The organism is Paenibacillus sp. FSL H7-0756 (genome assembly GCF_038006765.1).
In the GTDB taxonomy this organism is placed as follows: Bacteria; Bacillota; Bacilli; order Paenibacillales; family Paenibacillaceae; genus Paenibacillus_AQ.
Map to the genome: position 1 here is coordinate 3,364,717 of NZ_JBBOVT010000001.1, position 15,740 is coordinate 3,380,456.

At 53.1% G+C, this 15,740-nt stretch carries 17 protein-coding genes; 14 read left to right on the forward strand and 3 right to left on the reverse strand.

What is annotated here, in order from left to right:
- From yidD to NST04_RS14630, 7 genes are all read left to right on the forward strand, one after another.
- Positions 1–264, forward strand: coding sequence for a membrane protein insertion efficiency factor YidD (gene yidD / locus NST04_RS14600; RefSeq protein WP_339249555.1), 264 nt, complete (start codon positions 1–3; stop codon positions 262–264).
- Between the two features lie 360 nt (positions 265–624).
- On the forward strand, positions 625–2,655 hold the full coding sequence (gene metG / locus NST04_RS14605) for a methionine--tRNA ligase (protein ID WP_341184840.1): 2,031 nt from the start codon (positions 625–627) through the stop codon (positions 2,653–2,655).
- 22 nt (positions 2,656–2,677) lie between these two features.
- Complete coding sequence (locus NST04_RS14610; protein ID WP_341184841.1) at positions 2,678–2,800, forward strand: hypothetical protein; 123 nt, start codon at positions 2,678–2,680, stop codon at positions 2,798–2,800.
- 56 nt (positions 2,801–2,856) lie between these two features.
- Entirely contained in the window at positions 2,857–3,834 is a 978-nt protein-coding gene (locus tag NST04_RS14615) for a metal ABC transporter solute-binding protein, Zn/Mn family (RefSeq protein WP_341184842.1), read from the forward strand.
- 33 nt (positions 3,835–3,867) lie between these two features.
- Positions 3,868–4,617, forward strand: a complete 750-nt coding sequence (locus NST04_RS14620) for a metal ABC transporter ATP-binding protein (RefSeq protein WP_076154425.1) — start codon at positions 3,868–3,870, stop codon at positions 4,615–4,617.
- Between the two features lie 697 nt (positions 4,618–5,314).
- Entirely contained in the window at positions 5,315–6,118 is an 804-nt protein-coding gene (locus NST04_RS14625; RefSeq protein WP_341018096.1) for a metal ABC transporter permease, read from the forward strand.
- Between the two features lie 90 nt (positions 6,119–6,208).
- Positions 6,209–6,940, forward strand: a complete 732-nt coding sequence (locus NST04_RS14630) for a cytochrome c biogenesis CcdA family protein (RefSeq protein ID WP_445667917.1) — start codon at positions 6,209–6,211, stop codon at positions 6,938–6,940.
- 9 nt (positions 6,941–6,949) lie between these two features.
- Here NST04_RS14630 and splB read toward each other — a convergent pair whose 3' ends face one another.
- Entirely contained in the window at positions 6,950–8,026 is a 1,077-nt protein-coding gene (gene splB, locus NST04_RS14635) for a spore photoproduct lyase (protein ID WP_341184844.1), read from the reverse strand.
- Positions 8,027–8,219: 193 nt separating this feature from the next.
- Between splB and mntR the strand changes: the two genes are divergently transcribed.
- The 3 genes from mntR (at position 8,220) to NST04_RS14650 (ending at position 11,544) form a co-directional block, all read left to right on the forward strand.
- On the forward strand, positions 8,220–8,645 hold the full coding sequence (gene mntR, locus NST04_RS14640; protein ID WP_036698430.1) for a transcriptional regulator MntR: 426 nt from the start codon (positions 8,220–8,222) through the stop codon (positions 8,643–8,645).
- A gap of 177 nt (positions 8,646–8,822) precedes the next feature.
- Positions 8,823–10,499 carry a family 10 glycosylhydrolase gene (locus NST04_RS14645; protein ID WP_341184845.1) on the forward strand — a complete coding sequence of 559 codons (1,677 nt, stop codon included), beginning with the start codon at positions 8,823–8,825 and terminating at the stop codon, positions 10,497–10,499.
- A gap of 64 nt (positions 10,500–10,563) precedes the next feature.
- Entirely contained in the window at positions 10,564–11,544 is a 981-nt protein-coding gene (locus NST04_RS14650) for a patatin-like phospholipase family protein (RefSeq protein ID WP_341184846.1), read from the forward strand.
- A gap of 74 nt (positions 11,545–11,618) precedes the next feature.
- Here the strand turns inward: NST04_RS14650 and NST04_RS14655 are convergent, their stop codons facing one another.
- Both NST04_RS14655 and NST04_RS14660 read right to left on the reverse strand, forming a co-directional pair.
- Positions 11,619–11,957 (reverse strand): hypothetical protein, encoded by a 339-nt coding sequence (locus NST04_RS14655; protein WP_341184847.1) that lies wholly within the window; start codon positions 11,955–11,957, stop codon positions 11,619–11,621.
- Positions 11,958–11,964: 7 nt separating this feature from the next.
- Complete coding sequence (locus NST04_RS14660; protein ID WP_445667918.1) at positions 11,965–12,918, reverse strand: DUF1385 domain-containing protein; 954 nt, start codon at positions 12,916–12,918, stop codon at positions 11,965–11,967.
- A 206-nt stretch (positions 12,919–13,124) separates the two neighbouring features.
- On the opposite strand from NST04_RS14660, the gene NST04_RS14665 reads away from it, so the two are divergent.
- The 4 genes from NST04_RS14665 (at position 13,125) to NST04_RS14680 (ending at position 15,620) form a co-directional block, all read left to right on the forward strand.
- On the forward strand, positions 13,125–13,616 hold the full coding sequence (locus tag NST04_RS14665) for a YqhR family membrane protein (RefSeq protein ID WP_341184849.1): 492 nt from the start codon (positions 13,125–13,127) through the stop codon (positions 13,614–13,616).
- Between the two features lie 76 nt (positions 13,617–13,692).
- The gene (locus NST04_RS14670; RefSeq protein ID WP_036731914.1) at positions 13,693–14,763 is read left to right on the forward strand and encodes a M24 family metallopeptidase; all 1,071 of its coding nucleotides are present in this window, start codon (positions 13,693–13,695) and stop codon (positions 14,761–14,763) included.
- Between the two features lie 45 nt (positions 14,764–14,808).
- Complete coding sequence (efp, locus tag NST04_RS14675; protein WP_036731916.1) at positions 14,809–15,366, forward strand: elongation factor P; 558 nt, start codon at positions 14,809–14,811, stop codon at positions 15,364–15,366.
- A gap of 80 nt (positions 15,367–15,446) precedes the next feature.
- A complete protein-coding gene (locus tag NST04_RS14680) occupies positions 15,447–15,620 on the forward strand; it encodes a hypothetical protein (RefSeq protein ID WP_341184850.1) in 174 nt (57 codons plus the stop codon).
- Positions 15,621–15,740: the final 120 nt, after the last annotated feature.

Sequence of the window (15,740 nt, forward strand, 5' to 3'; positions counted from 1 at the left end):
ATGGCTAGCTTACGAAGAACGGTACAGGCTCCTATCCGGGTCTACCGCAAGTTCATTTCGCCGCTCAAGCCCGCCACCTGCCGGTTCTACCCGACCTGTTCGGCCTATGCGCTGGAGGCAATTGAGGTCCATGGACCACTCAAGGGCTCATGGCTCGCTGCCAGGCGGATCGCCCGCTGTCATCCCTTCCATCCGGGAGGCCTTGACCCGGTGCCGCCGCGCAAAGAACAGCCCTCCGGGGACAAGCCGCTGCATACGACTTGACACGGGCTGCCGGGATGGGTATATTTTGAATAATAAGTGATATTCCGAGGAACGGATAAGTAGATATGGACACCATTACAGAGAGCCGGGGCTGCTGGGAGCCGGTATGGGATGCCAGATTGAATATGGTCCGGGAGGAACTGTGTTCGAGCGGAAGGCCTGAAGCCGGGGTCTGCGTAAGCGCACGGCGTGTTCCAGCGTTAATGGACAGTTCCGCTTGAGGAACTGACGAAGCCTGTGCTCTGTGAGGAGCCGGGGAATGTTGGGTGGTATCGCGTGAGTTTACTCTCGCCCCATAATGGGGGCGGGAGTTTTTTGTGTGAAATGGACGATTAGGGATAACGAAGGGATGATGAAGTAATGAGTGAGAACAAAACCTTTTATCTGACAACACCGATCTACTATCCGAGCGACAAGCTGCATATCGGGCATGCGTATTCCACGGTAGCCGGTGATGCGATGGCCCGCTACAAGCGGCTGCGCGGCTATGAGGTGCGCTATCTGACCGGGACGGACGAGCATGGGCAGAAGATTGAAGAGAAGGCCGGCAAGGCCGGGAAGACCCCGCAGGAGTTCGTGGACGGGATTGTCGTCGGTATTAAGGATCTGTGGAAGAAGCTGGACATCTCGAATGATGATTTCATCCGTACCACAGAGGAGCGCCACAAGAAGGTGGTTGCGGATATTTTTGACCGTCTGCTGAAGCAGGGGGATATCTACAAAGGGGAATACGAAGGCTGGTACTGTATTTCGGATGAGACCTTCTACACCGAGACCCAGCTGGTGGATATTGAACGTGATGCTGACGGCAAGATTATTGGCGGAAAAAGCCCTGACAGCGGTCATCCGGTGGAGCTGGTCAAGGAGGAAAGCTACTTCTTCCGCATGAGCAAATATGCTGACCGCCTGCTGAAGTTCTACGAGCAGAATCCGGAGTTTATCCTGCCGGAATCCCGCAAGAACGAGATGATTAACAACTTCATCAAGCCGGGTCTGGAGGATCTGGCGGTATCCCGTACGACTTTTGACTGGGGCGTTAAGGTAAAAGGCGACGAGAAGCATGTAGTGTACGTGTGGATCGATGCGCTTACCAACTACATCACGGCTCTCGGCTATGGCTCGGAGGACCGCAGTCTGTACGAGAAGTACTGGCCTGCGGATGTACACATCGTCGGGAAGGAAATTGTCCGCTTCCATACGATCTACTGGCCGATCATTCTGATGGCGCTCGGCGAACCGTTGCCGAAGAAGGTATTTGCGCACGGCTGGCTGCTGATGAAGGATGGCAAGATGTCCAAATCCAAGGGCAATGTGGTTGATCCGGTGACGCTGATTGACCGCTACGGCCTGGATGCTCTGCGTTATTATCTGCTGCGCGAGGTTCCTTTTGGCTCGGACGGCACCTTCACGCCGGAGAGCTTCGTGGACCGGATCAACTATGATCTGGCCAATGACCTTGGCAACCTGCTGAACCGGACCGGCGCAATGGTTGAGAAGTACTTCGGCGGGGAGCTTCCGGCATACGCCGGGCAAGTCACCGCATTTGACGGCGAGCTTGAGGCGGTAGTGCAGAACACTTACGCCAAAGTGGAAGAGGCGATGGAGAAGATGGAATTCTCCGTTGCCCTGACCGCGATCGGCGCGCTGATCAGCCGGACGAACAAGTACATTGACGAGACCCAGCCTTGGGTGCTCGCGAAGGACGAGAGCCGCAGCGCTGAGCTGGCTTCGGTGATGCGGCATCTGGTAGAGGGACTGCGCACCGCGTCCATTCTGCTCCAGCCGTTCCTGACCGGCGCTCCGGCGAAGATCTGGGAGCAGCTGGGCATTCAGCCGGGCGAGCTGACTACGTGGGAGAGCGGCAGATCCTTCGGCCTGATTCCAGCAGGTACCCGGCTGGTGAAGGGCGACCCGATCTTCCCGCGCCTGGATGTGGCGCAGGAGGTAGCGTACATCGCCGAAGCGATGGGAGCCGGGAAGCCGGCCGCTGCAGAGGCAACGCCTGCTGCTGCGGCTGCTGTGGCCCCGGAAGCGGCTGCTGCCGATCCGGAGGAAGAGGAGCATAAGGAAGAAATCGGCATCGACGATTTCGCCAAGGCGGAGTTGCGCGTAGCCCAGGTTATCGCCTGCGAGCCGGTGAAGAAGGCGGATAAGCTGCTGAAGCTGCAGCTGGATCTTGGCTACGAGCAGCGCCAGGTGGTATCCGGCATTGCGAAGTTCTACACACCGGAGGAGCTGGTGGGCCGCAAGGTGATCTGCATTGTGAACCTGAAGCCGGTGAAGCTGCGCGGTGAGCTGTCCCAGGGCATGATCCTGGCCGCCTCCAAGGGCGAGCAGCTGACCATTGCTACCGTGCCGGATAGCATGCCGAACGGAGCAATTGTGAAATAGGGATGCGAAGAGCATCCGTATAGTGACCGTACAGCAATCCCCGCAGGCCAGAGGCAGCGGGGATTGCTTCTTTTTGCTCCGAGTTAACCGTGCACAGGAAGCCCTGCAGACTGGCGAAATGCAGATCGGAGTTGACTTATCGTAAGCATTACTATTATAATTCTAATAGTAAATTTTACGATTTAAGGGGTCGATAGAGAAATGGTAACTAAAAGCTTACAAAAAGGGCTGCTGCTCGCTGCTGTTCTGCTGCTTACGCTGTCGCTGGCGGCATGCGGGCCGAAGAGCAGCGGAAGCATTGTTGAAGGTAAAGTGAACGTTATAACTACTTTTTATCCTATATATGAATTCACTGCCGAAATCGGCGGCGCCGATGCCAATGTAATCAACCTGCTTCCAGTAGGGGTTGAGCCGCATGACTGGACACCGCGCAGCCAGGATATCATAAGTACTTCCAAGGCGCAGCTGTTCCTCTATAATGGAGCCGGTCTGGAAGGTTGGGTCCCAAATTTCCTTAAGAGCCTCGATGGTGACAGTAAAACCAAGTCTGTAGAGGTTAGCCAAGGGGTGAAGCTGATTACAACCGACGAAGACGATGGGCATGATCACGGTCATGAAGGTGAAGAGGCTGAAGCAGACGGGCATGGCGACAGCCTGCACACCGACCCGCATACCTGGGTAAGCCCGAAGTCAGCGCTTGTGATGGCTAAGAATATCAAGGATAGTCTTCAAGCCGTTGATCCTGCGCATACCGCAGGGTATGAAGAGCGTTATCAAAAGCTCACCGGCCGCCTGAACGCACTGGATCTGAAGTTCACTGAAGAGCTGGGCAAGCTGCCTAACAAGGAGATTGTCGTATCACATCAGGCGTTCTCGTATCTGGCGCGGGACTACGGCCTGTCCCAGCATGCCATTATGGGGCTGTCGCCGGACGCTGAGCCGCGCGGTCAGGATCTGGTGAAGCTGGCGGCGCTGGTTAAGGCAGAGGGCATCCGTTATATTTTCTTCGAGGAGCTTGTATCTGATAAGCTGGCTAAGACACTGGCAAGTGAGACCGGTGTGTCCACGATGGTACTGAATCCGGTAGAAGGATTGACCGAGGCCCAGCAGAAGAACGGGGACAACTATTTCACCTTAATGGAGAAAAATTTGCAAAATCTCATTCTGGCCTTACAATAATAAGGAAAGTATAAGTGAAAGGCGGTACTTCACATGCAACCGGTATCCCTGGACTGCCATCAGCATATGATCGAAATACAGGATTTGTCCTTCTCCTACGGGGAACAGAAAGTGATCTCAAATCTGAATTATACGGTAAAAGAACGTGATTTCCTCGGCATCCTCGGTTCTAACGGTGCGGGTAAGACTACGCTGCTTAAGATGATCGTCGGCCTGCTGCCTGCCACCAGCGGAGAGATCAAATTATTCGGGCAGCCTGTGCGGAGGTTCAAGGACTGGGAGCGGATTGGCTATGTGCCGCAGAAGAATGCGTTCAACCCGCTGTTCCCGGCAACCGTGCGCGAAGTGGTCTTGTCAGGTCTGTACAACAACAAGAACCTGATCCGGCGGGTCTCGAAGGCCCAGCACCGGCAATGTGAGGATGCGCTGGAGGTCATGCGGATTCAGGACATCGCCGAGAAAAGAGTCGGCCAGCTGTCCGGCGGCCAGCAGCAGCGTGTCTTTCTGGCCCGCGCGCTGATCAACCACCCGGATCTGCTGATTCTGGATGAGCCTACCGTCGGTATTGACGCCGAGACCCAGGCCGGGTTCTTCGAGCTGATCATGCATATGCATGCCCATCACCATATGACCTTCCTGATGGTCTCGCATGATATCGACATGATGAAGAATTACCTGGGCAGCGAGCCAGTCCAGAAGAACGGTAAGATTAATTTCTACTGCCGCCATTCACACGAGGCGCAGAACTGCGCCGTCGACAATTTGCAGCATACGTTGTCCTGATATCCTGATCGTTGAAATTGGCTGATAAGAGGATAGTTACCCTGATCATTAAACGGTATGCTAGAACTGCAGCCTATTGTATTTTGTACAGTAGATTGCCCGAATTTCTGCCCTTTTTGCTGTTCTGTTGCAGTTTGTACATTAGATTCTTTGAAATGGGCCTTTTTCCAGCCTTTCTGCCAATATCCATTGTACGAAATACAACAGAACCCGATTAACCGCTCAAAAGTTAAGATTCTGTTGTACGTTCTGCAATTAAGGGGTGGGGTGCTGTCCGGATCGTCCATTGTGCAACATAGGACGACCAAGTCAGTTTTCGGATCGTCCATTGTACAACATAGGACGCTTAAGTCAGTTTTTGGATCGTCCATTATGCAACATAGGACGATCATTTAATCTTTTGACCTTAATCTTTTGATCTTAGTCTTTTGATCTTAATCTTGTGACGTAAGTAGATCCCGTCTTCTGTGAAGCGTATCCCGCAGGGAGGCAAAGCGATCCTTCCACCAACGTCCCTAAGCAGCAAAAATCGGTCCTCCCACGCCCATTGCACTTAGCGGGTGTCCATAGGGCAGAGCCCTTGGGGCCCTCCCTTCGGGAAGGGAGGGTTTGGGAGGGATCGAAAAGGGTTTGAAAAAGGGTTTGATAAAGCTTTTCGCATGAAAGGTTTATATTTGAAAGGTAGGAGACATTCATCTTGGAAATCCTGTTTAGTGATTTTTTCCAGCGGGCGCTGGCCGGCGGGCTGATGATTGGCATTACGGCGCCGCTGATCGGCGTTTTTCTGGTGCTGCGGCGTCTGTCCATGATCGGAGATACGCTGGCGCATGTTACGATCGCCGGGGTAGCGCTGGGCTTTCTGACCGGCTTTTACCCGCTGGGGGCGGGGCTGATCTTTGCAGTCGTGGCCTCATTTGCCATTGAGAAGCTGCGCAAAGCCTACAAAAGCTACGCCGAGCTGTCCATTGCGATCATCATGTCGGGCGGTGTAGCGCTGGCCTCACTTTTTTTCACCCTGGGCAAAGGGTATAATGCAGATGTAATGAGCTATCTGTTCGGCAGCATCTATACGCTCAATACTACCGATCTTGTCGTGGTGGGAATCGTTACAATTGCAGTTGTGGTCGTCGTAACCTTATTCTTCAAGGAATTCTTCCTGCTCAGCTTCGAGGAGGATGCGGCCAGTGTCAGCGGACTTCCGGTGAAGCTGCTCAATATGCTGATTACGGTGTTAACGGCTTTGGTGATCAGTACGGCGATCAAAATTGTCGGCTCACTGCTGGTCTCTGCGCTGTTGACCATTCCTGTAGCCATTAGTCTGCTGCTGTCCCGGAGCTTCAAGTCCTCGGTTATTTTGTCCGTGGCGATTGCCGAGATTGCTGTCACTTCCGGACTGGTCATTGCTGGAGTATGGAATCTGGCTCCGGGAGCAACGATTGTTCTGCTGTTAATTGCACTATTGACCCTAACCCTCATCGGCAAAAAAGGGCTGCCAGCCTAACAAATAAGCGTACAACCGGCCGCCCTTTGCACCACCTACATAATTGTATCTGTTCTGTTGCTACATGAAGTGACCCGAGTGACCCCGACTATGGAAGGAGATGCGCCCGTGTCCAACCTGAATGCAGGAATCGCTTTTGCCGCCGGAGTGGCGTCATTTATATCGCCTTGCTGCTTGCCGCTCTATCCTTCTTATCTATCTTATATTACCGGCTTATCGGTCCAGGAGCTGAAGAACGGCAGCAACAGCAAAGAGGTCCGTCTCCGGACTCTCTCGCATACGCTGGCGTTCATTCTGGGCTTCTCGGCAGTGTTCTATACGCTTGGCTTTGGAGCCGGGTTGTTCGGTGAATTCTTCAACGGGCAGCGGGATCTGATCCGTCAACTATCGGCGATTCTTATTATTGTCATGGGACTCTTCCTGCTGGGGGTATTCCAGCCGCAGTTTCTGCTCCGGGAACGCAAGCTGGAGCTGAGATGGAAGCCTGCCGGGTACCTCGGCTCCTTTATCTTCGGTATCGGGTTCTCGGCAGGCTGGTCGCCCTGCATAGGTCCCATTCTAACAGCTATAATTGCGTTATCGGCCAGTGATCCGGGAACATGGTTTACGATGATTACGGCATATAGTATCGGCTTTGCCCTGCCGTTCTTCGGATTGGCTTTTTTCCTGGGCGGAGCACGCAAAATCCTGAAATACTCCAACCTGCTGATGAAGCTGGGCGGCGGGCTGATGGTATTCATGGGCATCCTGCTGTTCACCGACCAGATGTTTCGCATTACGATTTGGCTGCAGGGCATCACGCCGCGCTGGCTGATTTTCTAATTAGGTGACTTAAGTGAAATAATCAATAGCTGCTTCCGGAAAATATTCGAAAATCCGCTCTGTGATGAATTCGCGCAGGGCGGTTTGCTGTTCGTCCGGGTAGACGTATTTGTTCTGTCCCCATTTGCCCCATTTCTTCTTGCGCTTCTCAATGTCCATCTCCAGCTTCGACTTCGGATAACGCTTCTCGATGACAGTCTTAGCTGTCTTGGTGAAGCGGTGCTGGATCATCTCAAAGGTCAGCCCCTTGCCAATCTCCGGCGGCAGGGCATGCGCCAGCTTCTCCAGCAGCTCGCTGTAGCCTTCTTCCCAGCCGTCATGCCAGATGATAGGGGCAATGATGAAGCCCAGCGGATACCCGGCACGGGCGATCTGTCCGGCGGCCTCAATCCGCTCCTCGAAGCGTGAGGTGGCCGGTTCGAAGTTCTTGATTACATAATCGGCGTTCACGCTGAAGCGTACACGGGTATGGCCGTTATGCTTCAGCTTAAGCAGCGGCTCGACATGCTGGTATTTGGTCACGAAGCGCAGCCGCCCGAGCGGCTCCTCCGCCATGAATTCGATCAGTTCTGTCAGCGAGCCGGTAATATGCTCAAGGCCGAGCGGGTCTGAGGTACAGGCCGCTTCGAATGTCGTGATTTCCGGGGAGCGCTCCGTGATATATTTTTTGGCGGCATCGATGATGTCCCCGGTGTTGACATAGACACGGATGTAGGGCTTCGCTCCCAGCGTCGTCTGCAGGTAACAATAATGGCAGTGGCCCATGCAGCCGGTGGCAATCGGAATCGCATAATCGGCAGACGGCTTCGACTGGTCAAAAGTGAGCGTCTTGCGCAAGCCGACCACCAGCGTCCGTTTGGCGATTTTGTATTGCTCGACTTCCGTCTCGCCCGGCAGATTGGTAATCCGGTTATGCGAGGTGGTCATGCGGTAGGGAATATTGCGGGACTTGACCCACTCCATAATCCGCTCCCCTTTGGGATAATTCAGCGCATCAGGTTCAAAGAACACCAGCTCCGGGATGAAGAGGCCGGTGGGCTTGCGCGTTCTTTTGGCAGGAGGGCGTTCGGGTGTGATTAAGCTCATAATTTCACGCTCCTTAGGGATGAGGATAACGTTATTGTGCCAATCCGCAGGCGAATGGAATCATGGTAAACATCACTAAGCGGGCAAGCGGCTGACCGGCAGGACTTGCCAAGGAGCGGCAGAAGCATGTATCATTGTTAGAGCAAGGCCCGGTCCCACCGTTACGCTCATTATAGAAAAGAGGTAAGCTAGAATGCCAACACCCAGCATGGAGGATTATTTGGAGCGCATATATAAGCTCATCGACGAGAAGGGTTATGCGCGGGTCTCGGATATTGCCGAGGGGCTGGAAGTCCATCCCTCCTCTGTGACCAAGATGATCCAAAAACTGGATAAGGACGAATATCTCATCTATGAGAAATATCGTGGGCTTGTCCTAACAAGCAAAGGAAAAAAAGTGGGGAAACGTCTTGTGGACCGCCATCAGCTGCTGGAGGAGTTCCTCGGGATTATTGGGGTACAGCAAGAGCATATTTATAAGGATGTTGAAGGCATTGAGCATCACTTGAGCTGGGATTCCATCACCCGGATCGAAACGCTGGTGGAATATTTCCGCCGGGATGAAGCGCGTGTGCAGACCTTGTACGATATTCACCATGAGATAGCCAGCGATTCATAAACGTGGCTTTTTTTGTTTGATTAGCGCAACCTTTCCAGTTTTTTTACGTCAAAACGGGTACCGTTCCTTTTTCACCTAAGGAAGGCTTCCGTTTACAAAAGAACGGCCTTCTCCCTGAACCAAGGACGAGAGGGCTATTTTTTTGTCTATATACAACTTCAACACCTGGGAGGAATTATGAATTACCGTAAATGGATCGTAGGACTGCTCGTGATTATGTTATGTCTGCCCGTGTGGACGCCGGGTGTGCGCGCAGCTGCTGTGCAAATCACCATTGAACTGGATGGGGAGACGCTGAACCCGGATGTGCCGCCTTATATTACACGTACTAATGTTACAATGGTGCCTGCTGGGGTGATTAGCCAGGGACTGGGGGCCGGTGTGAAATGGGATCAGGCCAGTAAGACAGCAACCATCAGCAAGGATAATAATGTACTGCAGCTGACCAGCGGCAAAACAAGCGCCATCGTTAACGGTGCTGCCGTCCGTCTGGATACTTCTGTACAGATCACGCAGGGGCGGGTGATGGTACCGCTTCGCTTTGTAAGCGAGCAGCTTGGGCTGCAGGTACTCTGGGATCAGGCTACGAAGCATATTTCCTTATACTCCGGCATGGAAATCGGCGGTCCTTCTACACCTGTGACGCCGTCAGTTCCGTCAGTGCCTACACCAACTGTACCTACGCCATCTGTGCCAATACCAACGGTACCGTCACCAACCGTACCTTCGATTCCTGGTGCCAAGACCGCAAAGGCGATGAAGGGCGCCTGGGTATCTACCGTGTATAATCTGGATTGGCCCTCAACGTCTTCGGCAGGCAATCCCGACAAGCAGAAGAAGGAGTTCGACAGCCTGCTGGACAAGCTGAAGGCAGCCGGATTCAATAGTGTATTCGTTCAGGTCAGACCGTCTGGTGATGCGCTTTATCCTTCACAGATCGTTCCCTGGTCCAAGGTGCTTAGCGGTACACAGGGAAAAGAGCCCGGCTATGACCCGCTTGCCTATATGGTTGACAGTGCCCACAGCCGGGGGATGCAGCTGCATGCCTGGTTCAATCCGTTCCGGGCCACCACAGATGCTTCTACCAGCAGTCTGGCCCCCAACCATGTAGCCAAGCTTCATCCGGACTGGATCGTCAAGGCCGATAACAAGCTGTACATAAATCCGGGGATTCCGGAAGCGCGGCAGCATATCATTGACACGGTGATGGAGGTGGTCAGAGGGTATGATATCGATGGAGTACATCTGGATGATTACTTCTATCCGTCCAATGTAGCTTTTGCCGATGATACGGCCTTCAAGACCTTCAATACACAAGGGATTACCAGCAAAGGCGACTGGCGGAGGGATAATATCAATCAGTTCATCCGTCAGCTGGGGCAGGAGATTCATGCAGCGAAGCCGTCCGTCTCTTACGGGGTGAGCCCGTTCGGGGTATGGCGCAACAAAAAGGTGGACAGCACCGGCTCAGATACTACAGCAGGGGTGTCAGCCTATGATGATATGTATGCGGATGTGCGCACCTGGATTCAAAACGGCTGGATCGATTATGTAGCTCCGCAGGTCTATTGGAGTCTCTCCTTCAGCGCCGCCCGTTATGATAAGCTGGTGGACTGGTGGGTGAACGAGGTTAAGGGAACGAAGGTTAAGCTGTACATCGGTCTGGCCTCCTACAAGGTTGGGGATCCCAAGCAAACAGCGGAATGGCAGAGCGGAGATCAAATTATCAACCAGCTCAAATATAATGAGAAATACGATGAGGTGTCAGGCAGCATCCTGTTCCGGGCGAATGATATTGTCGTCCGTGACCCGTACGGGCTGGCCAGTCTGCTCAGCTTCTATTTCAAGAGTTAAGTCATGAATAGTCCCCCGTGCTCATAGATAACAATACATTCTATGGAACGGGGGTTTGCCATGTATGGAGATTAATGCAGTATTTGAAGGCGGGGGAGTAAAAGGAGTTGCTCTGGCAGGTGCGGTGGAGGCGACAGAACGCTCGGGCCGCAGCTTCGGGCGGGTGGCAGGAACCTCATCCGGTTCGATCATTGCCTCGCTGCTGGCAGCGGGGTACAGCGGTGAGACCATGAGCCGGATTATCCGGCGTACGCCGTTCACCTCCTTCCTGAAGCGGGGAGCGCTCTACAACACCGCCTTCGTCGGACCGGCCTTGCGTGTGCTGCTCAAGAAGGGGCTGTACTCCGGCGAGGCGCTGGAAGCATGGATTCGCGGCCTGCTGCTGGAGCAGGGGGTAGTTACGTTCCGGGATCTGCCGCGCGGCAAGCTGCGGGTGATTACCTCAGATATCAGCAACGGGCGGATTGTGGTGCTGCCTGATGATCTGGTGCTGTACGGGATCGAGCCTGAGCGCTTCGAAGTTGCCAAGGCGGTGCGGATGAGCTGCAGCATTCCGTACTTCTTCGATCCGGTGATCCTGCGGCTGGCCGGAGAGGCGGCCAGAGGAAAATCGTTCAGCGGGCAGCTGGTCTATATGGTGGACGGCGGGGTGTTGAGTAATTTCCCGCTCTGGCTGTTCGATGAGAAGAAGGACGGCTTCCTCTCACCGCAGCGCAGGACACCAACCATCGGCTATCAGCTGATTGGGAAGACTACTCCGCAGCCCCATCATATTACGGGGCCGTTCAGCATGCTGGAGGCGATGGTGGAGACGATGCTCTCCGCGCATGATGAACGGTATATTGAGACGGATAAATTCGTTCGTACGGTCAAAATCCCTACGCTGGGCATATCAACCACCGAGTTTCATATCACGCAGGCACAGACGGACGCCTTGTATACGGCGGGCATCACAGCCGGAGAAGAGTTCTTCGCTAACTATCGTCCGGCACCGCCGTCCTACACCAGGAGGGCACCCCTTCAGCCCGCCGTTCTAAGGCGGTAACAAAAAAAGGCATCCCCACGTTATTTCAATAACGCGGGGATGCCTTTTGCAGCTTTATTTCGCAAATTCAGTATTCAGTGATATTTGGGCAACTGATCGTCATTCTTACCCTTACTGCCTTCGATAACCTGGAAGGGATAGCTTTTGCGCTTACCGGGTGAGCCAGTGGTCTTGCGGATGCCGGCAACCTTGGACATCGTCTTGGCTGAAGGCTTAACCTTGGTGCGCGGACGTCCGGGTCCGCCGCCCATTCTGCCGGGGGCTATCTTGTAGGCGTAATACAACAGTCCCAACAGAATCAGGGGTAAGATAAAGATGGACAGGGCCATCAGGCCGCGCGCCATAATATCTGCCACCAGGCCCCATACGGCAAGAGCTGTCGTGATCCAAAATATCAAAGCATGTCTGATCATTGGCTAATCATCCTTTCGCAGGATCCAAAATGCCGCCTGACACACTTGCCTCCGAATATCCTTTTGCTTCAATTGCAGCGTCCAGCTCCCGCATCCGGTTGAAGGAAGCGATCGACACCTCTACCATATCGTCCTTAGGCTCCTTGGTAGTCAGCAACTGCAGCCACAGGCCCGGGTACCCCAGATACTTAAGGCCGGGAATATCTCTTACCGCATTGGTGCCCTTCAGTACCTCGAATGAGATTCCGATGACCACCGGCAAAAGAACGATACGCTGCAGCACCCGTTCCATCAGGGAATCCCACGGGACGACCGAGTAGATAATTACACCGAGGATAATCGTCAGCATCATGAAGCTGCTTCCGCAGCGGTAATGCAGACGGCTGTATTTCTGTACGTTCGCTACGGTCAGCTCTTCACCGGCTTCAAAGGCGCTGATGACCTTGTGCTCAGCTCCGTGATACTGGAAGAGCCGCTTGATTACTGGCGTCTGTGAGATCGCCCAGAGATAGACAAGCAGGAGAATCAGCTTGATGCCGCCTTCCACAAGGTTGTGCAGAATATAGTTGTCAAATACATTCTTGAACAAAAAATCTTCTACGAATACCGGGACCAGCGTGAAAATCAGCTTGCCGAACAGGAAAGACAGAATCCCCATTACAGCTACGCCGAAGATCATTCCGAGGCTCCAGCCTTCGTCCTTCTTCTTGTCCTTGCCTTTCGCCTGCTGCTTGGCAAGCTCTTCCGGCTCCGTCTCATCCTCGGCATAGGATTCTGCCGAATAGTTCAGATGCTTCGAGCCTTTGGCGCTGGAATCTATAATACTGACAATGCCGCGAAGCAGCGGAATCTTGCGCAGTTTAAGGACCCAGCTCTTATCGCTCTTCGGCACCTCCAAAAATGTAATCTCCTGATTCTTTCGTCTTACTGCTGTTACGTTGACATGCTTGCCGCCGAACATGACGCCTTCGATGACGGCTTGGCCGCCGTAACTGGGAGTTTCCTGGGACAACCAATTCACCTTCCCGTATATTGATATGATTTATATAATACATTGTAACTAATTTTTAAACACATTACTAGTTGGATTGCCGTTAGCTGTACATACTAGGCATAGAGAGCGGAGTGGAAACCGGATTAACCCCATACCGAAAGAGAGGCGGCTCTATGAGTTCTTCAAGCAAGCAAAAAAACGTTCAGACGAATCCTTTTTATTTCTCCATTGAACTAGGTTATTTCGCCGGTTTAATCTGGGGTGGATTGCACTGGCTGATGTATGTTCTGCACTTTACCAAGGTCATTCCGGGATTTTTGGCGGAACCCTTTTTCAAGCATGAATTTCTGCTGACCCCTGCCGGGCATCTGCTTGGTTATTTATGCTTCATCGTACTCTCTGTATTGGCTTCCTTGATCTACGTGTTTATTTTCCGGAAACTTAACGGCCCTTGGCCTGGGATGATATACGGGGTGCTGTGGTGGTCGGTCCTATTCCTTGCATGCTCGCGCTTATTCCTGCTCCAGCCGCCGTTCAAGCTGCCGTGGAACACGGTCATCAGCGAATTCTGCCTCTTCCTGCTCTGGGGATTATTCATCGGATATACGGCGGCAATCGAGTATACGGATGAACGCAAACGCGAACAGCAGACGAAGCTAGCCTAGGCCCTTCGAAAAAACTTCTCAGTTGGCCTGCCGCTATGGTAAAATACAATGTGGCTATTTCGAGAGGAGAATGAAAATGGGCAACAAGCGCGTCTCCAAGCTGCGTAAGGTTCTGCAGGAACTGGGACTGGATGCGATGTTAATTACCAGCGGATATAACCGCCGCTATTTGAGTGGGTTCACCGGCTCCTCCGGGTATGTACTGGTTACCGGTGATGACAGTTATCTGCTGACGGACTTCCGGTATATGACACAGGCCTCGGAACAGGTGAATGGCCTCAAGGTGGTACAGCATGACTCGAAATTCATTGACACCGTGCGGGAACTGCTGCCGAAGGGCGGACAAGTCCGTGTCGGCTTCGAGCAGGATGATGTGACCTTCAGTGCGTACACCGCTTATGCGGAGGCTCTTGCCCCGGCAGCTATGGTACCGGTATCGAAGGCTGTTGAGAACCTGCGTATGTTCAAGGACGAGGAAGAGCTGGCTGTTATGCAGCGGGCTGCCGATCTGGCAGACGCCACGTTCAGTCATATCCTGAATGTGATCAAGCCGGGCATGACAGAACGCGATGTCGATCTGGAAATGGAGTTCTACATGCGTACGCATGGTGCAACTTCGTCTTCGTTCGATACGATCGTCGCTTCCGGTGAGCGTTCAGCTATGCCGCATGGTGTAGCGAGCAGCAAGGTTATCGGGAACAACGAATTCGTCACCTTCGATTTCGGCGCACTCCTGGACGGTTACTGCTCCGATGTGACCCGTACGATTGCTCTGGGATCACCGGACCCTAAGCTGAAGGAGATCTACGATATTGTGCTTGAAGCGCAGCTTCATACGCTGGCGCATATCAAGCCCGGCATGACCGGCCGTGAGTGTGATGCCCTGGCCCGTGATATCATCACCCGCTACGGGTATGGTGAATACTTCGGCCACAGCACAGGCCATGGTCTCGGGATGGAAGTACATGAATGGCCGCGCTTATCTAAGCTGGCGGATGAAGTCATCCAGCCGGGGATGGTTGTCACTGTGGAGCCGGGAATCTATCTCTCGGGCCTTGGCGGCGTTCGGATTGAAGATGATATTGTCATTACCGAGAGCGGCATCACGCTGCTGACACATTCATCGAAGGATTATTTGGTACTGTAAGACACTATCATTCAGTTCATTTATGGATTCCAGGAGGGATTTTTTGTGATTTCAGTTAACGATTTTAAGACAGGCCTGACCGTAGAAGTAGAAGGGGACATCTTCACCGTCCTAGATTTCCAGCACGTGAAGCCGGGTAAAGGCGCAGCCTTCGTCCGCTCCAAGCTGAAGAACCTGCGTAACGGCAATACGGTTGAACGCACATTCCGTGCCGGTGAAACCATTGGCCGCGCCATCATCGAGAACCGTGGCGTACAGTATCTGTATGCAAGCGGCTCTGAGCATGTGTTCATGGACAACGAGACTTACGACCAGTTCGAATTGACAGCCAAGCAGCTTGAATGGGAGCTTAACTTCCTTAGAGAGAACATGACGGTAAATATCGTCAGCTATCAGGGCGAAATTCTCGGGATCAACCTGCCGACCAGCGTAGAGCTGAAGGTTACCGAGACCGAACCTGGCGTTAAGGGCAACACGGCTCAAGGCGCAACCAAAGCGGCTGTTCTGGAGACCGGTCATACGGTCCAGGTACCGCTGTTCATCAATGAAGGAGATGTTCTCCTGGTCGATACCCGCGAAGGTAAATATATCTCCCGCGCGTAGGAGCCTTTTTGGATTCCAGATGTAACTTGAGGGCCTCCCCGCTTGATGCGGCGGAGGTCTTTTTTTGCAAATAAACTTATATGTTTCAAGCTATAAATTATCCTTCAATTTACGCTGAAACGATACCGTCCTTCAAAAGGATGGCAAGGCCGTTTCCACTTGTGTGGCAGCTGGCCGAGAGGGAAGAAGTGATGGGGAAAGGGGATGAAAAGGATAAAAAGGATGAAAGGGATGAAAGGGATAAATCCCTCTGATTTAGCGGGAAGTTAGCTAAACGGGGGAATTAAAGGGATAAATCCCTTAGATTAAGCTAAAAGTGGACAGGACCGGGAAATCAAAGGGATGAATCCCTCAGATTCGCAGAAAGTGGGCAG

Excerpts from the sequence above, each read along its gene's own strand:
- yidD (WP_339249555.1), top strand. The coding sequence starts at position 1 with ATGGCTAGCTTACGAAGAACGGTACAGGCTCCTATCCGGGTCTACCGC.
- metG (WP_341184840.1), top strand. The coding sequence starts at position 625 with ATGAGTGAGAACAAAACCTTTTATCTGACAACACCGATCTACTATCCG.
- NST04_RS14615 (WP_341184842.1), top strand. The coding sequence starts at position 2,857 with ATGGTAACTAAAAGCTTACAAAAAGGGCTGCTGCTCGCTGCTGTTCTG.
- NST04_RS14620 (WP_076154425.1), top strand. The coding sequence starts at position 3,868 with ATGCAACCGGTATCCCTGGACTGCCATCAGCATATGATCGAAATACAG.
- NST04_RS14630 (WP_445667917.1), top strand. The coding sequence starts at position 6,209 with ATGGAAGGAGATGCGCCCGTGTCCAACCTGAATGCAGGAATCGCTTTT.
- splB (WP_341184844.1), bottom strand. The coding sequence starts at position 8,026 with ATGAGCTTAATCACACCCGAACGCCCTCCTGCCAAAAGAACGCGCAAG.
- mntR (WP_036698430.1), top strand. The coding sequence starts at position 8,220 with ATGCCAACACCCAGCATGGAGGATTATTTGGAGCGCATATATAAGCTC.
- NST04_RS14645 (WP_341184845.1), top strand. The coding sequence starts at position 8,823 with ATGAATTACCGTAAATGGATCGTAGGACTGCTCGTGATTATGTTATGT.
- NST04_RS14650 (WP_341184846.1), top strand. The coding sequence starts at position 10,564 with ATGGAGATTAATGCAGTATTTGAAGGCGGGGGAGTAAAAGGAGTTGCT.
- NST04_RS14655 (WP_341184847.1), bottom strand. The coding sequence starts at position 11,957 with ATGATCAGACATGCTTTGATATTTTGGATCACGACAGCTCTTGCCGTA.
- NST04_RS14660 (WP_445667918.1), bottom strand. The coding sequence starts at position 12,918 with ATGTTCGGCGGCAAGCATGTCAACGTAACAGCAGTAAGACGAAAGAAT.
- NST04_RS14665 (WP_341184849.1), top strand. The coding sequence starts at position 13,125 with ATGAGTTCTTCAAGCAAGCAAAAAAACGTTCAGACGAATCCTTTTTAT.
- NST04_RS14670 (WP_036731914.1), top strand. The coding sequence starts at position 13,693 with ATGGGCAACAAGCGCGTCTCCAAGCTGCGTAAGGTTCTGCAGGAACTG.
- NST04_RS14680 (WP_341184850.1), top strand. The coding sequence starts at position 15,447 with ATGTTTCAAGCTATAAATTATCCTTCAATTTACGCTGAAACGATACCG.